Here is a 26,613-nt window from a genome sequence, read left to right as displayed (position 1 = left end):
CGGCAGTAGTTCACATTTATGTAGGGGCAATTGCAGCGCGGCGGTGCGCGATGGCCCTGCCGAAACGACGACACCCCGCCGGAGCGGGGTGTCGAAGGGCGCGTGATCACGTGGCAGGCGCAATCAGAACTCCTGCCACTCGGTGTCGTTGGCCAGGGCCGGTTCGCGGGGGCTGACCCGGCGCGGTGCGGCAACGACGCTGCGCGGCTTGGCCGCTGCGACGGCTCGTGGCGCGGCCGGTGCATGGACCACGGTGGCCGGTGCCGCGTGCGCGTGGCTGTCCAGCTTGAACAGTGCGACAGCGTCGGTCAGGTGACCGGCCTGTTCTTCCATGGCACGGGCGGCGGCAGTGGCTTCTTCCACCAGCGCGGCGTTCTGCTGGGTGGTCTCATCCATCTGCACGACGGTCTGGTTGACCTGCTCGATGCCGGCCGACTGTTCCTGCGAGGCCGCGGAAATCTCGGCCATGATGTCGGTCACGCGCTGCACCGAGGCCACGATTTCGCCCATGGTCGCGCCGGCCTGGTTGACCAGCTGCGAGCCTTCGGCAACCTTGCCGACCGATTCGTCGATCAGGCCCTTGATCTCCTTGGCCGCACCGGCCGAACGCTGGGCCAGGGTGCGCACTTCGGAGGCGACCACGGCGAAACCACGGCCCTGCTCGCCGGCACGGGCCGCTTCCACCGCGGCGTTCAATGCCAGGATGTTGGTCTGGAAGGCGATGCCGTCGATCACGGTGATGATGTCGGCGATGCGGCGCGAGGAGGCGTCGATCTCGTGCATGGTGCTGACCACGCGGCCCACCACGTCACCGCCCTGCGAGGCGACCGAATGTGCGCCGATCGCAAGCTGGTTCGCCTGACGGGCGTGTTCGGCATTCTGGCGCACGGTGGAGGTCAGTTCCTCCATCGACGCGGCGGTTTCTTCCAGGTTGGCGGCCTGCTGCTCGGTACGGCGGGACAGGTCGTTGTTGCCCGAGGCGATCTCGCCAGCTGCGGTGCTGATGCTGGAAGAGGCCTGCTGGATGCGGCCGACGATCCGGGTCAGCTGGGCGACCGTGGTGTTGGCATCGTCGCGCATCGAGGCGAACACCCCGTGGAACTCACCCTGCATGCGGGCGGTCAGGTCGCCGTTGGCGATCGACTGCAGCAGGTGCGACAGCTGGGACAGGTTGCCATCGGCGACCTGCATCATGGTGTTGAGGTGCTCGATCATGACCCGGAAGTCGTGGTCGAAGCGCGTCGCATCGCCACGCTGGGTGAAGTCACCGGCCGCGGCCGCCTGGGCGAGTGCCTGGATCTGGGTATTGATCGCCAGCAGGCTGGCTTTGGCCGCATCCATCGATTCGTGCAGGATCGCGCGGCTGCCGGGCAGGCGGCGGGCATCGGGGGAGAGGTCGCCGGCGGCGTACTGGTTGAGGACGTTGATCGCGTCCTGGATCGCATCCAGGTGCTCGAAGATCACCGTATTGATGCCGACGGCCAGCTGGCCGTACACGCCGGGGAAATCTTCCGGGATGCGGTGGCTGATGTCCGGGCCGGCGTGCATGTCGACCATCTGCTGGGTCTGCTCGGAGAAGCGGCGCAGCATCACGGTCATGTCGCGGGTGGCGGCCAGCATCTTGCCTGCTTCATCCCTGCTCGTGGCCTGGATGTTGACCGACAGGTCACCACGGGCGACCGACTGGATGGCGTGCACGGCCTGGCCCAGCGGGCGGGTGATGGCGCGCGAGATGACCACGCCCATCACGGCGGCCAGCAGCGACAGCAGCACGATGCAGCCGATGATCGCGTAGACGCTGTTCTGGTGGGTAGCGTTGGCCGTCTCGATGCGGCTGGCCATCACGCCATTGCTGAACTCCCCCAGCTCCTTGAGCGCGGCGAACAGGGCGCGGCGTGCCGGGCGGGACTGCTCATCGGAAATCTGCTGGGCGGTGACGCCGTCGCCGGCGGCGATCGCTTCCTTGATCAGGCCGTTGGCCTTGAAGTAATCGGCGGTGCGCGCGGCGACCACGTCATACAACTGGCGTTCCTTGTCGCCGGCCGGCAGGGCGGCATACGCGGCCAGCTCGGCGTTGACGACCTTGCCGGTGTCGGCCATGCGCTTGTCGTAGTCGGCAACCGACTCGGGTTTGTCGAGCACGGTCAGCTGCGCCATTTCGTAGGTGCGGAACTCGCCGAGCTGCGCGCGAACTTCGCCCAGGTGCTGCACCGAGGGAATGTCGTTGGTGCTCATCGCGCGCAGCTGCGCGTTGGCCTCGCCCAGGCGGACCAGGGCGAAGCTGCCCAGGGCCAGCGTCATCAACGTGGTGAGGGTGAACCCTACCGCCAGCTTGCGGGCGATGGGCAGGTCGTGGAACCACTTCATGGTTGAAACTCCGGGCAGGGCAGTGGCGCACAGCCGTGGGGTGCTGGGCGGAATCAGCGGGGTGGGAGAGGGTGGAGCGCAGGCGCGAGCCGGTTGCCGTGGTCGCTACTTCGGATAGCGGCGTCGATCCGTTGCAACTTGATAGTGCGACGTCACATTTTTTTCACAAGCGCAGCTGCGGTTCATCGGTCGCCGATGGTTGCTGTTGCAAGGGTTATGGGCGGATCGGCCATACCGTGGCGAACGGTTGGCAGGGCAATCACGAGGGCGAGGCGGTGGATGAAGGTCACACTTTCCGGCCCACGCGCATGGGACCGCGCGCCCACGAACGAACGCCGCCGCTCCCGGGGGAGCGGCGGCGTCGGGACCAACGCGATGGCAGCGGCGTTACGCGGCCTGCGGCACCTTGAGCGAACGCACGAGGCCGCCGATGTCCACGATCAACGCGACCCGGCCATCGCCCAGGATGGTTGCGCCGGACACGCCGCTGATCCGCCGGTAGTTGTTCTCGATGTTCTTGACCACCACCTGCTGCTGGCCGACCAGTTCGTCCACTTCCAGCGCGATCTTCTGGCCATCGCCCTCGACGACGACCACCAGCGGATCGTCCAGCGCGCGCCCGCCGTAGCCGTAGTACTCGCTGAGCGAGAGGATCGGCAGGTACTCGCCGCGGACGCGCAGCACGCGGCCCTCGCCAGCCATGGTGCGCACATCGTCGGCCTGCGGCTGCAGGGCTTCGAGGACGTAGGCCAACGGCAGGATCAGGGTTTCGCCGGCCACCGAGACGGTCATGCCATCCAGGATCGCCAGCGTCAGCGGCAGGCGGATCAGCACGCGGGTGCCGTTGCCGGCCTGGCTTTCCAGCTGCACCTCACCGCCCAGTGCCTGGATGTTGCGGCGGACCACGTCCATGCCGACGCCACGCCCCGACAGATCCGTGACGGCATCGGCGGTGGAAAAGCCCGGCTGGAAGATCAGGTCCCAGACCTGCGCGTCGGTGGGGTTGTCCGGCACGCTCAGGCCACGCTCGAGCGCCTTGGACAGGATCTTGTCGCGGTTCAGGCCGCGGCCGTCGTCACTGACTTCGATCACGATGTGCCCACCCTGGTGCGAGGCGGCCAGCGTGATCGTGCCGGTTTCGTCCTTGCCCGCCTCGCGACGCACGTCCGGCATTTCCAGACCGTGATCGATCGAGTTGCGGACCAGGTGCACCAGCGGGTCGGCGATCTTTTCGATCAGGCCCTTGTCCAGCTCGGTGCCTTCGCCGATGGTGCGCAGGCGCACGTGCTTGCCCAGGCGCGAAGAGAGATCGCGGACCAGGCGCGGGAAACGGCGGAACACCGCATCCACCGGCAGCATGCGCACGCCGATGACCGCTTCCTGCAGATCGCGGGTATTGCGTTCCAGCAGGTCCAGCCCGGTCAGCAACTGCTCGGCCTGTGCCGGATCCAGTGCGTGCGAGACCTGCTTGAGCATGGCCTGGGTGATGACCAGTTCACCGACCAGGTTGATCAGCGCATCGACCTTGTCCACGCTGACGCGGATCGAGGTTTCAGCTTCGTGTGCGGCGGTGGCCGGTGCTGCTGCGGCCGGTGCGGCGGGGGCGATGGCGGGGGCGACGGCAGGCTTGGCCTCGGCCGGCGCGCTGGTGGCCAGGCTCGGCGGCGCGGCCGGACGGATGTCCAGTTCGCAGTCGTCCACGACCCAGGCAAAGGTATCTTCGATCTTGCTGCGCGGCACCTTGCCGACCAGCCCCAGGTCCCAGGCCAGGTGCGCTTCGAGCGGATCGAGCTGGTCGAAGCCGGGCAGGCGGTCCAGGCGCGCGGCAACCTGCAGCGAGCCCAGGTGTTCAAGCTCGCGGATGATGCGCAGCGGGTCGTTGCCGCTCATGAACAGCGACGGTGCCGGCACGAAGCCGATCTGCCACGCCTCGGGCGTGTCATCGACCTTGGCGGCGGCGACCGGCGCCACGGTGGCGGCCTGGCCGGACAGCACCGCTTCCAGGCGCGCCTTGACCTCGGCAACCGCCTGCGGGTCTGCCGCCTGGCCGTGCTCTGCTTCACGCAGCAGGGCGCGCAGCACGTCCACCGAGGCCAGCATCGCGTCCACCGCGGCCGGCTCCAGCGCGCGCTTGCCGGCGCGCAGTTCGTCCAGCAGCGTTTCCAGCACGTGGGTCAGCGCGGCGATCGCATCGAAGCCGAACGTGCCGGCGCCGCCCTTGATCGAGTGCGCGGCGCGGAACACCGAGTTGATGATCTCCGGGTCCTGCTGGCCCGATTCGAGCGCCAGCAGGCCAGCTTCCATCGCATCCAGCCCCTCGCGGCTTTCTTCGAAGAAGGTGGCGTGGAAACGTTGCAGATCCATGCTCATGGTGCGGGGTGTCCGGTTGCGAGGGGAGGGAAAGGTGAAGCGGGATCAGCCCAGGACTTTCTGGACGGTGGCCACCAGCTGTTCCGGATTGAACGGCTTGACCAGCCAACCGGTGGCACCGGCGGCCTTGCCTTCGGACTTCTTGTCCGCAGCCGATTCGGTGGTCAGCATCAGCATCGGCGTGAACTTGTATTCGGCCAGCTGGCGCAGCTCACGGATCAGCGAGATGCCATCCATGTTGGGCATGTTGACGTCGGTGACCACCGCGTTGAAGCGTTGGCCCTTGGCACGCCCGAGGGCGACCGCGCCGTCTTCGGCTTCCTCGACGGAAAAGCCGGCCGAGGTGAGGGCGAAAGAGACCATCTGGCGCATCGACGCCGAATCGTCCACCACCAAGATACGTGCGCTCATGCAGCGTTCTCCACAGATTTCAGGTTGTCATGGGGTGCATCCAGGCCGAGGGCCTGGGTGACGCCGAGCAGTCGCGCGGCATCACGGAAGGTTGCGGTGCAACCGTGGAATCCGGTGGGATGCCCGGCCTTGCGGCGGGCCTCGACGAATGCGCACAGCACCTGCACCGAGGCGGTATGGATACGGCCGATCTGGCTGGCATCCAGCGTCAGATCGCCGGCCTGATCCACCAGGGGGGCCAAACGTGTTTTCAGCTCGGTGCTGGTCTCGATACCGAGATCATCACCCAGGGCCACAGTGCTCATCATTGCTCCGGACAAACGGTTCCGAGAGAGATAACGGCCCGAACCCACAAAGCTTTAGGGGCGGCGTGGGCGATCGCGTGGGTGCTGGTCAGTTCAGCAACTGGGTCGCGTCCAGCAGGATCATCGGCTGGGCGCCGCACCGGGCCACGCCACGGAACAGGTCGTTGGAGATCTGGCAGATGCGGGCGGTGTCGGGGGGCTCGATCTGGGAATCGGTGAGATTGGCGACATCCTCCACGGCCGATACGCGCAGGCCCATGGTCTCGCCGTTCTCCTCCAGCACCACGATGCGAGTGTTGGCGTCATTGCCGGCCGCACTGCTGCCCAGGTGGAGGCCCAGGTCCATTACCGGCACGACCTGGCCACGCAGGTTCATGATGCCCAGCATCGCCGGGGAGGTGCCGCGCAGCGGCAGCAGCGGCACGGGCAGGACCACTTCCTGGACCTTGAGCAGTTCGAGCGCGTAGGCCTGGGCGCCGCAGCGCAGGCGCAGCCAGCGCGAGGTACGCTCGCTGGCACGGCGGTTCTCGCGCGGGCTGGAGGCCGGGTCGCGTGCCTGGCGCTGCAACTCTTCCCAGCTGCCGGGCCGGCTCTGTGCCAATGAGGGCGTGCCGGCGCGGGCACTCGTTGCTGCCGGCATGGGTGGCATCGAGGGCATCTGCCGGGCAATCGGTGCGCGGGCGACTGGCGCGACAGGCGCGGACAATTCGGCTGGCGTGCTGGCGCCTGCGGGCATGGGATCGGTTTCGTAGACGACCTCGGGCGGCAGGTCGTCCCAGCTGGGGCGCGCTTCTTCGGCGGGCGCGGGCATCGCGCCGCTGAGCAGCGGATCGTTGCGAAGTTCGTCGAGCAGGTCGTCGAATCCCGGTGCAGGCGCGCTGATGGCAGCCGAGGCTGCCTCGGCGTCCAGTGCAGCGCCCGCCGTGGGCAGCGTCATGGCGCCGCTCAGCAGCGGATCGTCGCGAAGCTCGTCGAGCAGGTCACTGAAGCCTGGCGGGACAACCGGGTCGTCTGCCGCCGGCGCTGTACCAGCGGCGGTCTGTTCGTCGGTGGCCGGCGCCGCGTCGGCGCTGGCCGTTTCGACAGTCGCAGGTGCAGCGTCGAGGCCGCCGGTCGCTTCGACGGTGTCGGCCGTCGCGACGGCCACCGGTGACGCTGCCGGCGGCGGCATCGCGTCGCCAAGCAGCTGCTCCAGGTAATCGTCGAGCACGCCGGCGGTGTTCATGCCGCGCGCTCCATCTGCTGTGCATCGTCGGCCAGGATCCATTCCAGCGCGCGGCGATACGCGGCCAGGCCACGGCCGGGGTAATCCTCCGATTGCGGCGGCACGGTCAGGCTGGCGGCATTGCAGATGCGGGTATCGACCGGAATCGCGTCTTCCCAGACGCGATGGCCATGCTTGTCCTGCATCAGCTTGACGGTCTCGTTGCCGGCGCGGGTGCGGCGGTCGAACAGGGTCGGCAGGATCGACATCGGCAGCGCGCGGCGGCGCGAGCGCTCGACCATCTCGCCGGTGCGGACCATGCCATCCAGGCCATGCAGGGCGAGTGGCTCGGCCTGGGTCGGGATGATCAGGCGGTCGGCCGCGGCCAGTGCGTTGATCATCAACAGCCCCAGGGTGGGCGCGCAGTCCAGCAGGATGTAGTCATGCTGGCCCTGGTGACGGCCGAGCGCGTTCTGCAGGGCCAGGCCGAGGCCCGGCTGGTTGGCGCTGCGCCGTTCCAGCGTGGCCAGTGCCGCCTGTGCGCAGACGTAGTCCAGGCCCGGGATGTCGCTGTGGCGGGCGAGGGTGGGCAACTCGGCCGGCGGCGTGGCGAACAGCTCCAGCACACCCTGAGGCGGCGGATCCAACGGCACGCCGAAGGCGCGGGTCAGCGAGGAATGCGGATCCAGATCGATCAACAGCACGCGGTGGCCCTGCGTGGCCAGGCCGCGGCCGAGTGCGAGCGTCGTGGTGGTCTTGCCCACGCCGCCTTTCTGATTGGCAACAGCCCAGATACGCATGCGGTTCACTCCTTCATTGCGGGCGGAACGGCGGCGCCAACGCGGCTGCCGGCCGGCACCGGTGGCAACTGCACCGGTGCGATGGGGGTAACGGGGGTAACGGGGTTGCCGACGCTGGAGGCCTTGGCGGCATCGGTGGGGTCGGCGTCGGCGCTGAGCCGGTCGGTGATCGGGTCGATGCTCTGCGCCGTGTCGGCCAGGATGATCACCATCACCCGCCGGTTGCGGTTGCGGCCTTCGGCGCTGGCATTGTCTTCGCGCGGGCGGAACTGGCCGTAGCCGACCATCGCCAGGCGTGCCGGCTGCAGGCCCTGGTCGGCGAACAGGTGCACCACGCTGGCCGCGCGTCCGGCCGAGAGCTCCCAGTTGGAGGGGAACAGCGAGGTGGCGATCGGAATGTTGTCGGTATGGCCTTCCACGCGTACGCCGTTGGGAGCGTCACGCAGCACTTCGGCCAGCTTGGAGAGGGTGTCGCGCGCGTGAACGTCCAGCGTGGCCGAGCCGGTCGGGAACAGGATGTCGCTGTTGATCTCCACCTCGATCCACAGCTCGGTGCGGCGCACGGTGATCATGCCGCGCTCGATCAGCGGTGCCAGCGTGGCGGTGAGCTTGTCGGCGATGCCGTTGAGCTGGCGCTCGGCACGCTGCAGCTGTTCCTGGTTGCGGATCGAGACCGGCATGCGCATCTGCGAGGCCATCGCCGGCAGCAGGGTCGGGTCGTTGCTCGGTGCTGGTGCGGAGGGGCCGATCCGGTTTCCGGCCTTGATCACCGAGGGACTGTCCCAGCCACCGCCCTGGACCTGCTGGTTGCCGACCTGCACCGGGTTGATCGTGCGCGGCGCGCCACCGAAGGCGGTGGTCAACGCGTCGGCCATGATCCGGTACTTGCCTTCGTTGAGCGAGGAGATGGCGTACATCACCACGAAGAAGGCGAGCAGCAGCGTCATGAGGTCGGCATAGGGAATCGCCCAGGCCTCATGGTTGGCGTGCTCTTCGTGGTGCCTGCGGCGGGCCATGTCAGTGCAGGAACCCGGACAGGTTGGTTTCGATGTTGCGCGGGTTCTCGCCCTGGGCGATGGAGATCAGCCCTTCGATGATCATCTCGCGGTCGCGGCTGTTGTGATGGATCACGCTCTTGAGCTTGGCCGAGACCGGCAGGAACAGCAGGTTGGCCGAGGCGATGCCGTAGATGGTGGCGGTGAACGCCGCGGCGATGCCATGCCCGAGCTTGCTCGGGTCGGCCAGGTTCTTCATCACCGCGATCAGGCCGAGCACGGCGCCGATGATGCCCAGGGTCGGGGCGTAGATGCCCATGCCCTCGAACACCTTGGAGGCGGCCAGGTCCTGGCTTTCCTGGCTGCTCAGTTCAATTTCCATCATGTGCCGGATGGTCTCCGGCTCCACGCCGTCCACCAGCAGCTGCAGGCCTTTGCGCAGGAACGGATCGTCCTGCGCATCCACCTGCGCTTCCAGGCCGAGCAGGCCCTGGCGGCGTGCGATGTTGCTCCATTCCACGATCTGCTGGATCAACTGGCGACGGTCACTGCTCGGCGGCCGGATCACCCAGCGCACGATCTTGAACGCATGCTTGAAGACTGCCGGCGAGGTGTGCAGCAGGATCGCGGCGATGGTGCCGACGATGACGATCACGAAGGCGGCCGGCGACCACAGCGACGCCAGACCGGCTCCCTTGAGGATGCTGCCGCCGACCAGCGAGGCCAACGCGAGGAATAGTCCAATGAGGCTGAGTCTGTCCATGGCTCCGTTATCGGCTTGTATGAATGGGACTTGAGACGCCGAAGGAATCCAGTGATGCGGCAGTCACACTTTCACGCGGTCAATCGTGGTGGGTGCGCAGTCCATCCACGTCCAGGATCAGCGCCATCCGGCCATCGCCGATCAGGGTGGCACCGGCATAGCCGCGCAGGCCACGTAGCGCCTTGGGCAGGGGTTTGATCACCACTTCCTCGCGGCCGCGCACCTGGTCGACCACCAGGCCGAAGCGGGCTTCGCCGGCCTGCAGCACCACGATGGTCAGCAGCGAGGAGGGCATCGGCTCCACATCCAGCCAGTGGCGCAGATCGACCAGGGCCAGCGTGTGCGACTTGCGGTCCAGCACGGCGCGGCCATCGAACCAGCCCAGCGAGCTGTTGGGCGCATGCAGCACCTCCATCACGCGGGCCAGGGGCAGGGCGTAGACGTCTTCGCCGGCCTGCACCAGCAGGGTGGGCAGGATCGCCAGGGTGAGCGGCACGCGGATCATGAAGCGGCTGCCACGGCCCAGTTCGGACTGGATCTGGATCTGGCCGCTCAGCTCGCGGATGCGCGACTGGACCACGTCCATGCCCACGCCGCGGCCGGAGATGTCGGTGACCTGCTGTTTGGTCGAAAAGCCGGGCAGGAACACCAGGTGCAGGCATTCTTCGCTGCTCAGGCGAGCCGCCGCTTCCGGATCGATCAAGCCTTTCTCGCGCGCCTTCTGGCGCAGGCGTTCGGGATCGATGCCGGCACCATCGTCCTGCACCTCGATGCTGACGTAGTCGCCTTCCTGCTGGGCCGACAGGCGCACGTGGCCGCTGCGCGGTTTGCCCTGGGCTTCACGCAGCTCCGGCATTTCCACGCCGTGGTCGATCGCGTTGCGGACCAGATGCACCAGCGGATCGGCCAGTGCTTCGACCAGGTTGCGGTCCAGTTCGGTTTCGGCGCCGATCAGTTCCAGCTCGACTTCCTTCTTCAGCGAGCGTGCGACATCGCGGGCCACCTTGGGGAAGCGCGAGAACACCTTGCCGACCGGCTGCATGCGGGTACGCATGACCGCCGACTGCAGGCGCGCGGTGGCGATGTCCAGCGTGGACACCGCGCGGTCGAGTTCTTCATCGTGCAGGCGCGCACGCAGGGTCTTGAGGCGGTTGCGCGAGAGCACCAGCTCGCCGATCAGGTTGACGATCGCATCCAGGCGCTTGGTATCCACGCGCACGGTGTGTTCGGCTTCGGCGACCGGTTTGGCCGGGGCCGGCTTGGCGTTCGGCGCCGCCGGGGCGGCCACGGCGCGCGGGGGCGCTGCAGGCACGGGCGCAGCGGCAATGGCCTTGGCACCGGGAACGGCGCCGCCATGCAGCTGGTCAAGCAGGGCTTCGAACTCGTCTTCGCCAATCAGGCCGTCGTCCTTCTTCGACACGGCCACCGCGGTCGGCGCGGCGCCGCCATGCAGCTGGTCGAGCAGTGCTTCGAACTCATCATCGGTGATCAGCTCGCCACCGCCGCTGCCGGCGCTGGCGGCAGCCGGGGGTGTCGGGGTGGCCGGACCGTTGACGTCGAACTGGGCGATCAGTTCCGGCGGGGCATAGCCCGGCTCGGTTCCGGCCGAGACCGAATCCAGCATCGACTGCAGGTAGTCCAGCGACTGCTGGGCCGCATCGAAGTGGTGCGCCTGCAGCGTGGCCTGGCCCGAACGCGCCATGCCGAGGGTTTCCTCGGCCGCGTGGCACAGTTCGACCATCGCCTGGATGCCGAGGAAGCCGGCACCGCCCTTGAGCGTGTGGAAGCCGCGGAACACGGCATTGAGCTGGTCGGCGTCCTGGGGCGCCTGCTCCAGCGACACCAGCTGTTCGCCGACGCGGTCCAGGATTTCCTGGGCCTCGAGGATGAAGTCGGCAGCGATATCGTCTGGAACAGCACTCATGATCGTTACAGTCCCAGGTCCGAGAGCAGGTCGTCGGCGTCGTTCTGTGACACCGCATGGCGATCCAGGCCGCTCACGGCCGGGCCGGCCAGGCCGTTGTTGTCGCGCTTCTTCTCGTCTTCCTGTGGCGGCAGACCGAGCGCACCGAAACCTTCATGCACGCGGCGCACGATCCCCACCACGCGGCGGATGATCTGGCCGGTGAGGTCCTGGTAGCTCTGCGTCAGCGCGATTTCGGTGAGATTGTGGCGGATCCGGTCGAGCTGTTGGCCCTGGTCGGGCGTCAACCCGTTGGCGCGCAGCTGTTCGGTGAGCGAGCGACACTCCTCGGCCAGGTCCAGCGTGCGGTGGGTGGCCTGTTCGGTCATCGCCACCACGTGGTCCAGGCGCGCGCAGGCGTCATCCAGTTCGCCGGCTTCGCTGGGCAGGCTGGGCAGCTCGCCCAGGGCCTGGCCGAGTTCGCGGGCCAGGCGGTTCAGGCCGGCCATCATCGGCTGCGTGCGCAGCGCGGCGAGGGCGTCGATTTCCCGGCGCCAGCCGGCTTCGTCGCCAGTTTCCAGCGCGGCCAGGGCATCCTGCAGGCGCTGCACCAGCGCGGATTTGTCGCTCAGGGTCTCCATCAGGCGCTCGCTGCCAGGCGTTCGAAGATCTTGCCGAGCTTCTCTTCCAGCGTCTGCGCGGTGAAGGGCTTGATGATGTAGCCGTTCACGCCGGCCTGGGCCGCTTCGATGATCTGCTCGCGCTTGGCTTCGGCGGTCACCATCAGCACCGGCAGGGTCTTGAGCTTGGCATCGGCACGCACGGCCTTGAGCAGGTCGATGCCGGTCATCACCGGCATGTTCCAGTCGGTGACCACGAAATCGAACGGCTGGCTCTGCAACATCGCCAGCGCGGCATGCCCGTCCTCGGCTTCGGCCGTATTGGTGAAGCCCAGATCGCCCAGCAGGTTCTTGACGATACGACGCATGGTCGAGAAGTCGTCGACGATCAGGATACGCATGTTCTTGTTCAAAGCACTTTCCTCGATTTCAATGGTTCTCGAGGCCGGCGTCTGCCGCCTCGAAGATCTTCAGCCGGCCCCGCAGGCGCAGCACGGCCTGGCCATGGATCTGGCACACGCGCGATTCGCTCACACCCAGTACGGCGCCGATCTCTTTCAGGTTCAGTTCCTGCTCGTAGTACAGCGACAGGACCAGCTGTTCGCGCTCGGGCAGCAGGCCGATCGCGTTGCCCAGCTCGCGCCCGAACTCGCCGCGTTCCAGCACCTGCTGCGGGGTTGGGCCGCCCTGGGCGACGGTGTCGAGCTCGCCCTGGTCTTCGATCCGCGATTCCAGGCTCAGCACCTGGCCGCGCGAGGCGTCTTCCATCAGCCGCAGGTAATCCGGCAGCGGCATGTCCATCGCGGCCGCCACTTCGGTGGCGCTGGCGGCGCGGCCGGTGCTCTGCTCGAGGCGACGGATGGTGGCGGCGGCATCCCGGGCCCGGCGGTGGACCGAGCGCGGCACCCAGTCGCCCCGGCGGATCTCGTCGATCATCGAACCGCGGATGCGGATCGAGGCGTAGGTCTCGAAGGAGGCGCCCTGGTCGGCGTCGTAGCTGCGCGAGGCCTCGATCAGGCCCATCATGCCGGCCTGGATCAGGTCGTCCACTTCCACGCTCGCCGGCAGGCGCGCGGCAAGATGGTGGGCGATCCGCCGGACCAGGTCCGAGTGCTGGGCAATGCACTCGTTGGCCGCGGTCCGCTGGACCTCTTTGTATTGTGCTGCGCCCTTCATACCGTCACCCCGCGTTGCTTGAGGATGCGTTCCAGGAAGAACTCGACCCCGCCACGCGGCTCGGTCGGGGCCTGCCAGCGGGCGGTGCGGCGCGCGATCTCGGTCAGCGCCAGGGCCGCCGGGCTGGAGGGGTAGGCCTTCACCACCGGCTGCTGGCGCTGCACCGACAGGCGCAGCCAGTCATCCTGCGGCACGCAGCCCAGGTAGTTCAGCGAGACATCGGCGAGGAACTTCTCGCACACGCGGGATAGCTTCTCGTACAGCACGCGGCCTTCGTTCGGGTCGCGGACCATGTTGGCCACCACCTGGATCCGGTCCACGCCGCGCTCGCGCGAGAGCACCTTGATCAGGGCGTAGGCATCGGTGATCGAGGCCGGCTCGTCGCAGACCACCACCACGGTGTCCTGCGCGGCCTGGCAGAAGGTGAGCACGCCATCGGTGATGCCGGCGGCGGTGTCCACGATCATGATGTCCAGCTCGCGCTCGAGCTCGGAGAACACATTGACCAGGCCGACGTGTTCGGCCGGCTGCAGTTCGGCCATGTGACGGCGGCCGGAGGCGGCCGGGACCACCAGCACGCCACCGGGGCCTTCCATGATCACTTCTTCCAGCGTGCAGCGCCCGGCGACCAGGTCGGCCAGGGTCACCTTCGGCTGCAGGCCCAGGATCACATCGATGTTGGCCAGGCCGAGGTCGGCGTCCAGCAGCAGCGTGCGTTTGCCCATGTCTGCCAGCGCCACGGCCAGATTGGCCGAAACGTTCGTTTTGCCCACGCCGCCCTTGCCGCCGGTGACGGCGATGGTGCGGACCGGGCCCAGCGGCTGGCTTCGGGTAGCCGACAACGGGAAGGTCTTGGTCAGCTTGGCGTACTCACGCGACGGCATGGTTCAACTCCGGGTTGCAGGGCATATCGGCCGCGCGGCGCAAATCTTCAAGGCGAAGTACAAGATTGGCCGCACTGGCACGGTGCAGGTCTTCAGGAACGTCCTGGCCATCGGTGACCCAGGTGATCGGCAGGCGGTGGTCCACGGCCACCGACAGGGCGCTGCCGAAGCGGCCGGTCTCGTCCAGCTTGCTCAGCACCACGCCCTGCGGGTTGGCGGCGCTGAAGCGGCGGACCACCTCGTCCATGTCGCCGAAGCTGGTGTTGGCCGGCAGCACCAGCAGGGTGCGGATCTGCTGGGCCGCGCGCAGCCACTGCAGCTGGGCGGCCAGGGCGCGGTCACGCGGGCCCAGGCCCGCGGTGTCGATCAGGACCAGCTTGTAGTCCTTCAGGCGCTCCAGCAGTTGGTTCAGATCGCTGCCGCTGCTGGCCTCATGGACCGCGATGCCGAGCTGCCGGCCGAAGCCGTACAGCTGCTCGCGGGCGCCGATGCGGCCGGTATCGGTGGTGACCAGGGCGACATCGCGGGCCGCATGCGCCTCGGCGAAGCGCGAGGCCAGCTTGGCGATGGTGGTGGTCTTGCCGGCACCGGTGGGGCCGACCAGGGCGATCACGCCGCCAGCTTCGAGCGGGTCGACCGGGGCGATCGGCAGCTTTTTGGAGAGCAGGCCGAGCATCAGCCCGCGGCCACGGTGGGCTTCGGTGTCCAGCGGAATCTGCATGGCCACGTCGCGACTGATGCCGGCATCGAAGCCGTACTCGTCCATCAGGTCCAGTGCGGCAGCGCGGACCGGCGAGCCGCGCAGGCGCTCGTCGGTGAAGCGGTTCATCTCGCGCTCGATGACATGGCGCATGCCGGCCACTTCGTGACGCAGCTGGCGGATCTCTTCGTCATCACGCTGCACCACCACCAGTTCGGCGGCCGGCTGGGGCTGGGCCTGCGCCGGTTCGGCGACAACGGCGGGCGCCGGGTTTTCGGCACGCGCTTGGGCGGCCGTGTCCGGCGCTGCCACGACGCTCTCGGCCGCAGGCAGGGCCGGCGGCACGGTGACGCTGACCGGCAGCGGCGGCATCGCCACGGCGGCGGCCGGCACGTGCATCTGGAAGTGCGGTTCGTCGTCCATCGGCGGGTCGATGACGAAGCGCGCGCGGTTGATCGGCGGGTTCACGGCCGCCACGGTGGGCTCGGCGACAAGCGGCTCAGGCTGCAGCAGCGCTGGCGACGCGGCCGCGGCCTGCTCGACATTGAACGGCGCGAAGATCTGCTCCGGCAGCGACGGTTCGTTGACGGCCGGGCCGACGCTGGCACGGGCCAGGGTGGCGGCGAAGCCGCTGCTGCCCGGCGGCGGCACGATCTCGTTGGCGGTATCCAGGGTGCGACCGGTGGCGCCGACGGCGGCGCGGGCCAGCGCGGCGACGGCCGAGGTGGTCGCGGCCACCGGCTCGGGCGCGGCGACCGGGGCCCTGCGGCGGGTCACGGCGGCGATCACGGCATCGGCGGCGCTGCGCGGGCGCGGCACCGGCGGTGGGGCCACGTCCTTGCGGGCCGCTTCCAGCGCACGCTGCACGGCGCTTTCGTCATAGTTGGCCGCCGCCACGATTTCGACACCTTCCTCGATCCGGCGGTTGGACAGGATCACTGCGTCCGGTCCGTGTTCCTTGCGCACCAGGTTCATGGCCGAGCGCATATCGGAGGCGACGAAGCGTTTGATTTTCATGCTGTGGTACCGGGACTGTGGCGGCGGAGTCGTGGAAGGGAAACGCTGGTTGTCGGTGGTCTGCACGGTCAGGGAGTCCCTTTATTTCCTGCTGCGGTGAAATCGAATGAGGTGTCTGTTTTCTGTCGCGGTACCGTCGGGTGTCCGGCTCAACTGATCGTGCCGACCAGCTTCAACCGTTTGTCCTCGGGCACCTCGCTGTAGGCGAGTACGGACAGCGAGGGGACGCTGTGGCGTACCAGCCGTGCCAGCGCCGCACGTACCGGGCCAGGCACCAGCACGACCGCGGGCTCGTTCTTCGCTTCCTGCTTGCCGACACATTCGGCCAGGCTTTGATGCAGTCGCTCGGCGAGTCCGGGTTCCAGCGCGGCGCCGTTGCCCTGCGTGGACTCCTGCAAGACCCGTTCCAGTTGCGGGTTGAGGGTGAACACCGGCAGCTCCGGCGACATCCCGGCGATCTCCTGCACGATGAAACGGCCCAGCGCGTTGCGTACGGCAGCGGTGAGCACGGCCGGGTCCTGGCTGGTCGGCGCGCTTTCCACCAACGATTCGACGATCTTGCGCAGCTGGCGGATCGGGATGCGCTCGATCAGCAGGTTCTGCAATACCCGCACCACGGCCGACAGCGGCAGCGACTTGGGCGTCAGATCTTCGACGAGCTTGGGGGCGCTCTTGGCCAGGTTGGCCAGCAGCTGCTGCACTTCCTCGTGGCCGAGCAGCTCCGGGGCGTGCTCGCGGATCAGGTGCGACAGATGGGTGGCGACCACGGTGGCCGGGTCGACCACGGTGTAGCCCATCGATTCGGCATTGGCGCGCTGGTGCGGCTGGATCCAGGTGGCATCCAGGCCGAAGGCGGGGTCCTTGCCGGCAATGCCTTCCAGCGTGCCCAGCGCACTGCCCGGGTCCAGCGCGAGTTCGCGGTCGGGATGGATTTCCGCGGTGGCCACCGGCACCCCGTGGATCAGCAGGCGGTACGCGGTCGCCGGCAGTTCCAGGTTGTCGCGGATATGCACCGAGGGAATCAGGAAGCCGATGTCGTGGGTGAGCTTGCGGCGCACGCCCTTGATCCGCGCCATCAGCTCGCCGCCCTGGTTTTTGTCCACCAGCGGGATCAGCCGGTAGCCGACTTCCAGGCCGAGCGGATCGACCGGGCGCAGTTCGTCCCAGGTCAGCTCGGCGGTGGGCGAGGGCGCTGCACCGGGCAGGCCGAGAGTATCGGGGCGATTGGCGGCTGGGGAATCAGCCGCCGCGGCCTGGGCGGTGCTCTTCTTCCACGCCTTCCAGGCGATGAAGCCGAGGATCGCGGCCAGCGTCAAGAAGGCGACGTTGGGCATGCCCGGGACCAGGCCGACGACTGCGAGGATCGCCGCGGCGATGGTCAGTGCGCGGTACTGGCCGAATACCTGGCCCATCATGGCCTGGGCCATGTCCTGCGAGCGCGAGGCGCGGGTGACCAGCATGGCCACCGCCGAGGACACCAGCAGGGCCGGCAGCTGGGCCACCAGGCCGTCACCGATGGAGAGCAGGGTGTAGGTCGCGGCGGCATCGCCGAAGGGCATGCCATGCTGCAGCACGCCGACCGCCAGGCCGCCGACCAGGTTGATGAACAGGATCAGGATGCCGGCGATCGCGTCGCCGCGGATGAACTTGCTGGCACCGTCCATTGCGCCGTAGAAGTCAGCTTCCTCACGGACCTCCTCGCGGCGGGCCTTGGCCTCTTCACGCGTCAGCAAACCGGCGTTGAGATCGGCGTCGATCGCCATCTGCTTGCCGGGCATGGCATCGAGGATGAAGCGTGCGGTCACTTCGGACACGCGGCCGGCGCCCTTGGTGATCACCACGAAGTTGATGATGGTCAGGATCGCGAAGACCACGATGCCGACCGCGTAGTTGCCGCCGATGACGAACTCGCCGAACGAGGCGATCACCTTGCCGGCGGCCTCGTGGCCGTTCTGGCCGTGCAGCAGGATCACGCGGGTGGAGGCCACGTTCAGCGCCAGCCGCAGCATGGTGGTGATCAGCAGCACGATCGGGAAGATGGTGAAGTCCAGCGGGCGCTTCACATAGACCACCGCCAGCAGCACCATCAGCGAGATGGCGATGTTGAAGGTGAACAGCGCATCCAGCACGGGCGGTGCCAGCGGCACCACCACCATCGCCAGCAGGGCCAGCACGATCAGCGGGGCACCCAGCCCGTGGCGGATCATGTCCAGCGCGCGGCGCGCGTTCATGCCGGCCGGCTGCGCGCTCACGGGCGGCCTCCCTTGCCGAATTCATCGATGTCGATGCTGGGCGCTGCCGGCATCGGGCCGGTCTGCCAGCCGCGCAGCTGGTAGACATAGGAGAGCACCTGGGCCACGGCCGAATACAGTCTCACGGGAATTTCCTTTCCAAGTTGACCTTCCCGATACAAGGCGCGTGCCAAAGGCGGGGCGGAGACGATGGCGACCTTGTTGCCGTCGGCCACCTCACGGATGCGCAGGGCGGTTTCATCCACGCCCAGGGCCACCACGGTGGGCGCCCCCATCTTTCCGCCTTCATACTTCAGGGCCACCGCGTAATGGGTGGGATTGACCACCACGACATCGGCGGTGGGCACCGCTTCCATCATCCGGCGGTTGGACATCTGCTGCTGCAGCTGGCGGATGCGGCCCTTGACCTCCGGGCTGCCCTCGCTCTCCTTCATTTCCCGGCGCAACTCTTCACGGGTCATCTTCAATTTGCGCATCCAGTTCCAGCGCTGGTACGGGGCATCGATGGCGGCCAGCAGCATCATTGCGCCGCCGGTGGCGAGCATGAGCTTCAGGGTGAAGCCCAGGCCGTGGATCATCGCGGCCTCCAGTGGCTGGTTGAGCAGGTCACGCAGCGAGCGGATGCCGTGCCACACCACCAGCCCGGCGGCGGTGCCGACAAAGGCGATGCGCAGCAGGGACTTGGTGAACTCGGCAATCGCTTCCGGGCCATACAGGCGCTTCATGCCGGCCATCGGGCTGAGCCGCTTGAAATCGGGCATCAGCGATTTGTTCGACCAGCGCAGCCCGCCCATCGCCACTGGCGAGAGGAAGCAGGCCAGCAGACAGATCACGAGCAGCGGCCACATGGCCACCAGCAAGCGCAGCATCAATTCGCCGAAGTGCCCGAACAACGCCTGGGGATGCAGGCGCAGCCCCGGCTCGGGGCTCAGCGCGACCTGCATCCAGGTCTTGGCGTTGCGGGCGATGGTGCCGGAGAAGGCCATCAGCGCCAGCACACCGGCACCGAACACAGCCGCCGTCGCCAGCTCACGCGAACGCGGGATGTTGCCCTGTTCCTGGGCATCGCGCAGGCGTTTTTCGGTAGGTTGCTCGGTCTTTTCGCCGGCTTGTTCGTTCTCGGACATGGGCTGCACGACACGGGGGAATACCCGGGGTCGTGCAAGAACCGTTCCGTGACGTCAGATCGAGCCGCTGCGCGCGTGCGACACCTGCACCTGTCCGGACGGCGTCGCGGTGGCGATGGCCTCCTTCAAGGGCACCTCACCCACGCCCAGCGCCCGCTCGACCACCAGCTCAGTGCCTTGACCGTGCAACAGCGCCTGCAGCCGTCCGAACTCGCCGCACCACAGGGTTTCGATGTCGCGGTCGCGACTGCGGTCACGGTCGGCCGCCAGCGCCACGGCCCGGACCTGCAGACGCCCACCGTCGGCCTGGCCGCCCACTTCAACGCCATAGCCGGGGGTGGCGGCTTTCTTGAGCACCACCGCGCCACTGTCCTGCCATGCGGTGGCCATGCCTTCGCGCACCTCATAGCCGAGGCTGGCCAGACCGTCGAGTACGGCCTGGCGCCGGGAAACTGCCGCCAGCGCCTGCTGGTGGCTGGCCAGGGCGGCGTCGCACTGCTGGGTCAGCGCGGTCAGCAGCGGCAGCGCGGTGGCGGTACTGCACGCGCCCACCTGGGCCAGCAACGGCGCAGGGTCAACCGGGTCCAGTGCCGCCAGCCTGCTGGCCACATCCTGCAGCCGCTCCAGCTGCACGCGGCGCTGGGCGAACGCGGCCGAGGCGGCGGCCAGTTCCAGAACCAGGCTGTCCAGCAGCAGGTTGCGCCGCTGCGGAGCGGTTTCCTGCTCGGCGTGGTGCAGCGCCTCCAGGTAGGGCGCGGCGACTGCCGGGCCTTGCAGTACCTGCAGTTCGGCGATGTAGCGGTCCACGCGCAGCAGGCGCGCCGCGCGTCCGGGGTCGGCGGGCTGCCCGGCGGCCCAGTCGGCCAGCGTGGGGGTGGGCGCCGAGGTCTGCAATGCAGTGGCCAACGCGCGCTGGTCCTCGGTCAGTGTTGCCTGCTCCTCCGGGGGCGAAAGGAGGGCGAAGGCACGGGCCAGCACCGCCTCCGCGTCAGCACCGGGATGACCGTCGGCCAGTGCCCGTAGCGCCTGCAGCAGGCTCGCATCTGCATCGACGGGTCGATCCTGCAGCGTTTTGAGCACGGCCGCAGCGTTGTCGCGCTGCCGCCGCTGCTGCTGGCGGCCTGCCGCAGCGCGGTCCACGGCGCGCGCCTCGCGGTCGCGGGTGTCGGCCTGCAGGAAGGCGATTTCGGCCTCGATCAGTTGCGCATACCGCGTGTTGTCGCTGTCTGCCAGCAGTGCCTGCAGGGCCTGGCGGCGTGCCATGACGGCGGCCACGGCCGAGGCGTCACGCTCGCCGACCTGCTCGCACTGCGCCTGCCAGCGCGCTACCGCCTGGTCCAGCCGGTGCAGCATCGCCTCGCGCAGGGCCAGCAGTTCTTCGGCAGTCACGATACGGACGACTTTGGGACCACTCATGGCAGGGTTTCCGGTTGCGCGGGGACAGGCGGGGGCGGCACCGGGGCGGGGGCCATGGCCGCCTCGATGGCAACGCGCAGGCGTGCCCGTTCGGCCTCACCGTCGTGGTACCAGGCATGCGAGGACACCCGGTGGATGCCGCCGATGGCGCGACGCAGGACCGAGGGGCGCCAGATTTCACGGGCGCGGGCATGCGCCAGCAGCGGGTGGCTGGGCGCGTCGCACTCGATGCCGATGGCGAAGTTGCCGGTGTCGGGGTGTTCGATGGCGAAGTCCAGCCCGAATGCATCGCCTTCGCTGGCGGCGGCCGCATTCCATCCCAGCGACTGCAGGTAGGCACCGACGATCTGCGTGAAGCCGTCGGCGGGCGCCGCGTGGGTGCGGTTGGCCACGCTGCGGTCGGTCTGCAGGCGATCCAACAGCCGTGCGCTGCCGTCGAACTCGCCGGCACACAGGGCGCGGGCGTACTCCAGGTAACCCTGCAGGTAGTCGCGCGGGCTGGCCGGGGCGCGCTGGGTGTTGAACAGGTCGGAGATGTCGGCGATCGGCATCGAGGTGATCATCACCACCCGTTGCCGGGCGCGGGTGACGGCCACGTTGAGGCGGCGCTCGCCGCCGGTCTGGCCGAGCACGCCGAAGTTGCGCCGGAAGGTGCCCTGCGCGTTGCGGCCGAAGGTGGAGGAAAACACGATGATGTCGCGCTCGTCGCCCTGCACGTTTTCCACGTTCTTGACGAAGACCGACATGTCCTCGCCGTCTTCGCTGCGCTCGCGTTCCTCGGCGAATGCGGCGCGGAAGGCGGCATCCTGCCCGGCGCGCTGTTCCAGGTGTTCCTCGATCAACTCGGCCTGCTTGCGGTTGAAGGTGACCACGCCCACCGAGGGGCGCATGGCATAGGGCTGTTGCCACACCTGGGCCAGGTACTCCACCACCCGCGCCGCCTCGGCAGGGTTGCTCTGGTGCTGGTACACGCCGTCGACCTGGATCAGCTCCAGGGGCTTGATCCGCGCGATGCTGCTGCGCGGATGGCGTACCGGCACGTTGAGGCGGTTGCCGTAGAAGGCCGCATTGGAGAAGCCGATCAGTTCGCGGTACGCCGAGCGGTAGTGGATCTGCAGCGTGGTGCTGGGCAGGGCATTGCGGGCCAGCTGCAGCAGGTCCGGGCAATCCTTGATTTCGCGCCGGTTCCAGGTTTCCTCGAAGGCGTCGCGCTGTTCGGCATCGACCTCGGCATCGGGCTCGTCGCCATCGAAGACCTCTGCTTCATCGCTTTCCACCCGGCTGGAGAAGAAGGCGGTGGGCGGCATCTGCTTCTCATCACCGCTGACGACCGTGACCCGGCCACGGAACAGCGTGGGCAGGGCGAACTCGACCGGCATCTGCGAGGCCTCGTCGTAGATCACCGTGTCGAACAGCCCCGCCTGCAGTGGCAGCACGCGGCTGGCCACGTCCGGGTTCATCAGCCAGACCGGGCGCAGGTGCATCAGGCCCAGTTCGCTACCCAGCTCGATGAACTCGCGCAGGCGGCGCGAACGGCGCCCGGTCAGCCGGGTGACGTCTTCCCACTGTTTGCGGTTGCCCAACGGCTGCAGGTCGATGTGGGTGCCCAGCATCTGGCGGTTGAGCCGGCGCATCTGCTGGTCGGCAGCGGCCAGGCTGGCGACCTTGGCCTGGGTTTCATCCTGGCCGAACTGCAGCGCCGGGTTCGCCTGCTCCATGCGGTGCTTCCAGCCCAGCCGTGCTTCGCGATGCAACAGGCGGCGCACGGCCGGCTCCAGCGCGTCGCTGGCAAGAGTATCCAGCTGCGGTTGCAGCTGGCGCAGCAGTGCCAGCAGTTCGAGGTCTGCGCTTGACAGCTGCCCGGCGCGCCCGCGGAAGGCCTGGTAGGCAGCCAGATGGGGCAGGGCCTCGTGCAGGTGCTGCAGCGCCTGGGCGTTGCTGTGGTTGTGGGCGATGGCGGCGGCCAATGCATCGACCAGCGCCTGCTCCAGCCAGTCGGCCAGCAATGCGAGCTGCTGCGCGCTGGCATGGCGGGCGGCATGCCGGGCGAGCGAGGCATCCAGGTCCTGCAGCAGTGCGTCCAGGTGCGCGCGGTCGCCCGCCAGGGCCGCGTCGTCGGCCTGCTGGGGGCGGGGCGACTGCGCCAGCGCCTGGGCAAGTGCCTGCACATCCAGCAGTTGGCGCCCGCTGGCGCGTGCCATCGGGCCCAGCGCGATGCCGGTCTGTTGGCCAACCGGGTCCAGCGCCAGCTGCTGGTGCAGGCCGGCCAGTTCGGTGCGCAGCGGGCGCAGGCGCGCTTCCAGCGTCGCGGCGGCCAGCAGTGCTGCGGTGCCCGCTTCCCCCATCACATGGGACTGCGCCTGCAGGACGCGGTTCACCCGTTGCCGGCGCAGCAGGTGCAGCGGGTTGATGCGCGCCAGCAGGCCGCGCGCGCCCAGCACGCGCGCGGCATCGCGCTGCAGCTGCGCAAGCGTGCGCTCGTCGACGCTGGCGAGCGCCGGCGACAGCGTGCTGGAGAACGCGTCAAGGTCGAGCGCCGCCACGGCCTTCTCGATCTGCTGCAGCCGGTCCAGCGCGATGTCGCCGTGACTTGGCTGGCCCGCGCGCGCGGTGCGGAACAGCGGCAGCCAGCGTGCCAGTCGGCTCCGTTGTGCGTCATCCAGGCCGAGCAGGGTCGCCACATGCGCCGACTTCCACGCCTGGTGCGGCGCGGGATCGTCCAGCTCGAACGTGGCCGGGTGCGCCGGCAGGATCGCCTGCCGGTGCTGTTCGGCCGCAGTGAACGTCTGCAGGGCGGCAACGAATGCGGCGAGGGTGTCCGCGTCGGCCGCGAAGGGGCGCAGCTGCGCCAGCGGGCTGCCCTCGTAACGGGCCGGCAGCCACAACCGGATCAAGGGCGCGCAGGCTTCTTCGCGCTGCACCAGGGTGGGCAGGTCCAGTGCCAGCAGGCGCTGGCGCAGGGCGGGCAGGACCAGCGCGGGCGTACCGGCGTCCAGCGCGATCAGTTCGCCGAGCAGGCGCCGGTAGCTCAGCCCGGTGGCGTCGTCGATCTGGTGCAGGCTGTGCTGGTGGCGATCAAGTTCGCCTTCCAGTGCCTCGATCCGCGCGGCCACCTGCTGGCGCTGCTGCTGCCAGGCCGTTTGCGTGGCGCCGGCGGTAAACAGGGCGTCGAGCTGCTCGCGGATGCTGCGGATGACCGGTTCGCGGTCGCGGTTGACGTCGTTGAGCATGACCACGCGCTGGCCCAGCCCTTCAGCGACCAGGCGCTTGTGCACCACTTCCAACGCCGCATGCTTCTGGCAGACGATCAGCAGGCTGCGTTGCCGGCCGATCGCGTCGGCCACCATGTTGACGATGGTCTGGCTCTTGCCGGTGCCAGGCGGGCCTTCGATCAACAGGCCCGGCCCCTGCCGTGCCTGCAGCACTGCCGCTTCCTGCGAGGGATCGCTGGCCACGGTGAAGTAGCGCTGCAGCTCCGGCGTGGCAGGCGTGGCAGTGCCGTCGGCGTCGGTCGGCGGTGCCAGCCGCAACGCGGTTTCGAGGCCGGTGCCGGACGGCGACAGAACCTTGAGCTGGCGCAGGTCTTCGCCGATGGCCTGGCCCATGAACGTGACATGGAAAAGTACCGCGGCGCACTCCAGTTCGTCCTGGTAGGGCGCCACCTCCACGCTGCTCGGGGGCAGGCCGACCAGGCTGCGCGAGCGGATCGTGGCCAGCATCCCGAAGGCATCCATCACATCGGCGGCGCGGATCGCCGAGCGGCCCAGCAGTTCGTCGGCGGTGCTGCGCCAGCGCTTGCAGGTCTCGGCACCCAGCATGCTTTCAAGCGCAGGGTTGAGCCGTACTTCCTCGCGTTCGCCATCGAAGGCCAGCCCGACCTGGCCGCGCGTGCCCGGCTCCAGCAGCAGCGTGGCCGGCCACAGCAGCAGCGGAATGATGCGGGTGCGCGAGGTGCCGCGCGGATCGCGGCTGAGCAGGAACGGAAAACCCAGATACAGCCCATCGATGCCGGTGTCGCGCTTGTACAGCGCGCTCTGCCGTGCCAAGGCCATCAGGCGGGGTTCCAGCAGCGGGTTGCGCTGGAACGATTCGGGGTCCAGCTGCACGGCGCGCGCGTTGCGCTGCAACAGGTGATCGAGCAGCGCGGCGGCGGGTCGCCGGGCGCTGTCCACGTCGTGCATGTCCACGCGTGCGGTGGTCTTGCCGATGCTCATGCGCACCAGCGGGCCGCGCATCACCGCGGTGACCACTTTCTTTTCGAAGAAGTCCAGGATCTGCGACACGTACTGCTGCTTCTGCGGCTGCAGCCAGCGGCTGGCGGGCACGGCCAGCACCACCAGGGCGCGCGCCAGCGGCATGCGCCGTTCCAGCCGGAACTGCTCGGCCCAGCCATCCACCACGGGCAGGCCGGAGCGGGCGAAGCCCAGGATGCGTGCGTCCACGCTGCGATACAGCTCGGTACGCGGGTGCTGCAGCAGGGCCGCGGCTGCGTCGCTGTCGAAGGCGTCGAGACCGGCGCTGGCGGCGAGCGTGGCCGCCTCGGCAAGGATGGCCTCGGCGCTGCGGAACTGGCCGATTTCCGCGCTCAGCAACACGATCAGGTCTTCTTCGGCCACCACCCGGCGCTCGGCCAGCGACAGCAGCCCGGGATGCGCGGTGTCAGGCAGCAGGCGCTGGCGTTCCTGCCATTGCGAGGCCAGCTTGGCCCGCGAGGTGGACAGCAGGTAGACGCGCAGGGATTCCTCGACCAGGGCGATGTGCTGGTGCAGCGCGCGCTGGCGCACGCTTTCCTCGCGCCGCTTGAGCCTGCACAGCCAGTTGTCGGTCTGCAGGTGTTCCAGCAGGTCCGGCACCGAACCGCTGACCAGCCGGTAGCCCTCCAATGGGTGCTCAAGCAACCAGCCGGGCGTGACGATGTCGCCCCGATGGATCAACGGCATTTCCGGGTTGAGCACCTTCAACGCCAGCATCAGCCGGAAATCGTCCTCGATGCCTTCGTGGCGGGCAATCTGGCGCAGCCCGGCGATGCCGGTGGCAGGCAGGCCGACCTGCTCGGCCCAGGTGACGATCGCTCCGCGCAGCAGGTGGTCCAGGGCCTGGTCCCAGCCGTCGGCCTGGGCGGCGGCCAGCGCGAACACGGCCGGGCGATGATAGCGGCGCGTGGCCAGCGGCAGGCTGGCGCCATCGCCCTCATCGTGCGCGTGCTGCGCCGCCGGCGGTGCCGGCACGGCGATGCCGGCCAGCCAGTCGGCCACTTGCGGCCATTGCCAGCGCTGGTGGCGGTCGCGGGCCAGCAGCCCGCGCAGCAGCAGCGCCAGCTCCGGGTCCAGCGTTTCCGGAATCGGGACACCATTGGCCAGCACGTGGATCAGGAACGCTTTGGGATGGATGCCGTCGAAGCAGGCGCCGTCGGTGAGCTGTTCGAGCAGGATCATCCCCAGGCTCCACCAGTCCGACGCCGCTGCCACGCCACCGGCGATCGCCTCGGGCGCCATGTAGCGGCTGATCTCCAGGGGCGAGACGATGTCCAGGTCGAACTCGGACAACCGGGCCGAACCGAATCCGCTGATCACCAGGTCCAGTGGCGCGCGCGCCCGCACCAGCAGGCTGGCCGGGCGCAGGTCGCGGTGGCGCAGCCCGGCTTCGTTGAACGCATGCAGCGCCTGGCCCAGTTCGCTGACGATATGCCGGACCGCATCGCGGTCGCCGATCACGCTGCCCAGTTCGGCCAGGGTGCCACCGGTGAGCATTTCCACCACTTCAAACGCGCGGTCATCCCAGCGCCCGGTGGCGATGATCTCCGGCACGTGCGCGCGGGGCAGGCGGCGGATCACGTCGTAGATGGCCGGGTCGGGCTCGGCACCGGGGCGGTACAGGGTTAGCACGGCCTGCACCGCCGTGGTGGTGTGTTCGGTTTGGTAGCGGTCACGCACGCCGTCGGTGCTGCTGATCTGGCGCAGCAGCCGCCAGCCATCGATGACGGTTTCGCTGCTGTCGGCCACAGGGGGCGGCAGGTCCGTCGCCGCCGTCCCATCGGTCGCGCTGGCGCCGCAGTGCAGGCACATCAGGTCGCCGGGGGTCATCGGGTGGCCGTTGTCGCAGACCACCTCCGCGGCAACGGCGCCGACCGTCGATGCCTGCACCGCTGCCTGGGTGACCACGCTCTGCGGCCGCCAGCCATCGGGATGGATCGGCTCGCCGGCCAGATCCCAGCCGCACGCGTGCGCATCGACATGGCCTTCGCAGAACATCTCGGCCAGCGCGCGTTCGGTGTGGCAATTGGGGCAAAAACGAATCATGGAG

General features: G+C 68.6%; 17 protein-coding genes and 1 pseudogene. All 18 read right to left on the bottom strand.

What is annotated here, in order from left to right; translation table 11 throughout:
* Positions 1-123: 123 nt before the first annotated feature.
* Positions 124-2,367: a methyl-accepting chemotaxis protein gene (locus POS15_RS07885; protein WP_284129385.1), complete on the bottom strand. Its 2,244-nt coding sequence runs from the start codon at positions 2,365-2,367 to the stop codon at positions 124-126.
* 387 nt (positions 2,368-2,754) lie between these two features.
* On the bottom strand, positions 2,755-4,737 hold the full coding sequence (locus POS15_RS07880) for a chemotaxis protein CheA (protein ID WP_284129383.1): 1,983 nt from the start codon (positions 4,735-4,737) through the stop codon (positions 2,755-2,757).
* A gap of 45 nt (positions 4,738-4,782) precedes the next feature.
* On the bottom strand, positions 4,783-5,148 hold the full coding sequence (locus POS15_RS07875) for a response regulator (RefSeq protein WP_019182916.1): 366 nt from the start codon (positions 5,146-5,148) through the stop codon (positions 4,783-4,785).
* Complete coding sequence (locus POS15_RS07870) at positions 5,145-5,453, bottom strand: STAS domain-containing protein (RefSeq protein ID WP_019182915.1); 309 nt, start codon at positions 5,451-5,453, stop codon at positions 5,145-5,147. Before POS15_RS07870 ends, POS15_RS07875 begins: the two co-directional genes overlap by 4 nt.
* 88 nt (positions 5,454-5,541) lie before the next feature.
* Positions 5,542-6,678 carry a chemotaxis protein CheW gene (locus POS15_RS07865; protein ID WP_284129381.1) on the bottom strand — a complete coding sequence of 379 codons (1,137 nt, stop codon included), beginning with the start codon at positions 6,676-6,678 and terminating at the stop codon, positions 5,542-5,544.
* Positions 6,675-7,457, bottom strand: a complete 783-nt coding sequence (locus tag POS15_RS07860; protein WP_070427596.1) for a ParA family protein — start codon at positions 7,455-7,457, stop codon at positions 6,675-6,677. The genes POS15_RS07865 and POS15_RS07860 overlap by 4 nt, the downstream gene beginning before the upstream one ends.
* A 170-nt stretch (positions 7,458-7,627) precedes the next feature.
* Positions 7,628-8,473: pseudogene (gene motD / locus POS15_RS07855) on the bottom strand (flagellar motor protein MotD); the annotation flags it as partial.
* A gap of 1 nt (position 8,474) precedes the next feature.
* Positions 8,475-9,215: a flagellar motor protein gene (locus tag POS15_RS07850; RefSeq protein ID WP_019182911.1), complete on the bottom strand. Its 741-nt coding sequence runs from the start codon at positions 9,213-9,215 to the stop codon at positions 8,475-8,477.
* A 79-nt stretch (positions 9,216-9,294) separates the two neighbouring features.
* Positions 9,295-11,139 (bottom strand): chemotaxis protein CheA, encoded by a 1,845-nt coding sequence (locus POS15_RS07845; RefSeq protein ID WP_284129376.1) that lies wholly within the window; start codon positions 11,137-11,139, stop codon positions 9,295-9,297.
* 5 nt (positions 11,140-11,144) lie between these two features.
* Positions 11,145-11,759, bottom strand: coding sequence for a protein phosphatase CheZ (locus tag POS15_RS07840; RefSeq protein ID WP_284129374.1), 615 nt, complete (start codon positions 11,757-11,759; stop codon positions 11,145-11,147).
* Positions 11,759-12,151: a chemotaxis response regulator CheY gene (cheY, locus tag POS15_RS07835; RefSeq protein ID WP_019182908.1), complete on the bottom strand. Its 393-nt coding sequence runs from the start codon at positions 12,149-12,151 to the stop codon at positions 11,759-11,761. Before cheY ends, POS15_RS07840 begins: the two co-directional genes overlap by 1 nt.
* 16 nt (positions 12,152-12,167) lie before the next feature.
* Positions 12,168-12,914: an RNA polymerase sigma factor FliA gene (locus tag POS15_RS07830; RefSeq protein WP_019182907.1), complete on the bottom strand. Its 747-nt coding sequence runs from the start codon at positions 12,912-12,914 to the stop codon at positions 12,168-12,170.
* Complete coding sequence (locus POS15_RS07825; RefSeq protein WP_019182906.1) at positions 12,911-13,798, bottom strand: MinD/ParA family protein; 888 nt, start codon at positions 13,796-13,798, stop codon at positions 12,911-12,913. The genes POS15_RS07830 and POS15_RS07825 overlap by 4 nt, the downstream gene beginning before the upstream one ends.
* Positions 13,785-15,515 carry a flagellar biosynthesis protein FlhF gene (gene flhF / locus POS15_RS07820; protein WP_284129372.1) on the bottom strand — a complete coding sequence of 577 codons (1,731 nt, stop codon included), beginning with the start codon at positions 15,513-15,515 and terminating at the stop codon, positions 13,785-13,787. The genes POS15_RS07825 and flhF overlap by 14 nt, the downstream gene beginning before the upstream one ends.
* 149 nt (positions 15,516-15,664) lie before the next feature.
* The gene (gene flhA, locus POS15_RS07815) at positions 15,665-17,746 is read right to left on the bottom strand and encodes a flagellar biosynthesis protein FlhA (protein ID WP_026070046.1); all 2,082 of its coding nucleotides are present in this window, start codon (positions 17,744-17,746) and stop codon (positions 15,665-15,667) included.
* A 17-nt stretch (positions 17,747-17,763) separates the two neighbouring features.
* Positions 17,764-18,894 carry a flagellar biosynthesis protein FlhB gene (gene flhB, locus POS15_RS07810; RefSeq protein ID WP_284129370.1) on the bottom strand — a complete coding sequence of 377 codons (1,131 nt, stop codon included), beginning with the start codon at positions 18,892-18,894 and terminating at the stop codon, positions 17,764-17,766.
* Between the two features lie 54 nt (positions 18,895-18,948).
* A complete protein-coding gene (locus POS15_RS07805) occupies positions 18,949-20,310 on the bottom strand; it encodes a hypothetical protein (RefSeq protein ID WP_046273541.1) in 1,362 nt (453 codons plus the stop codon).
* A complete protein-coding gene (locus tag POS15_RS07800) occupies positions 20,307-26,609 on the bottom strand; it encodes an AAA domain-containing protein (protein WP_284129369.1) in 6,303 nt (2,100 codons plus the stop codon). Before POS15_RS07800 ends, POS15_RS07805 begins: the two co-directional genes overlap by 4 nt.
* Positions 26,610-26,613 lie beyond the last annotated feature (4 nt).

The organism is Stenotrophomonas sp. BIO128-Bstrain (assembly GCF_030128875.1).
Taxonomy (GTDB): Bacteria; Pseudomonadota; Gammaproteobacteria; order Xanthomonadales; family Xanthomonadaceae; genus Stenotrophomonas; species Stenotrophomonas bentonitica_A.
The sequence above is the reverse complement of the archived record's forward strand: the minus strand, read 5'-3'. Positions and strand labels throughout refer to the sequence as shown.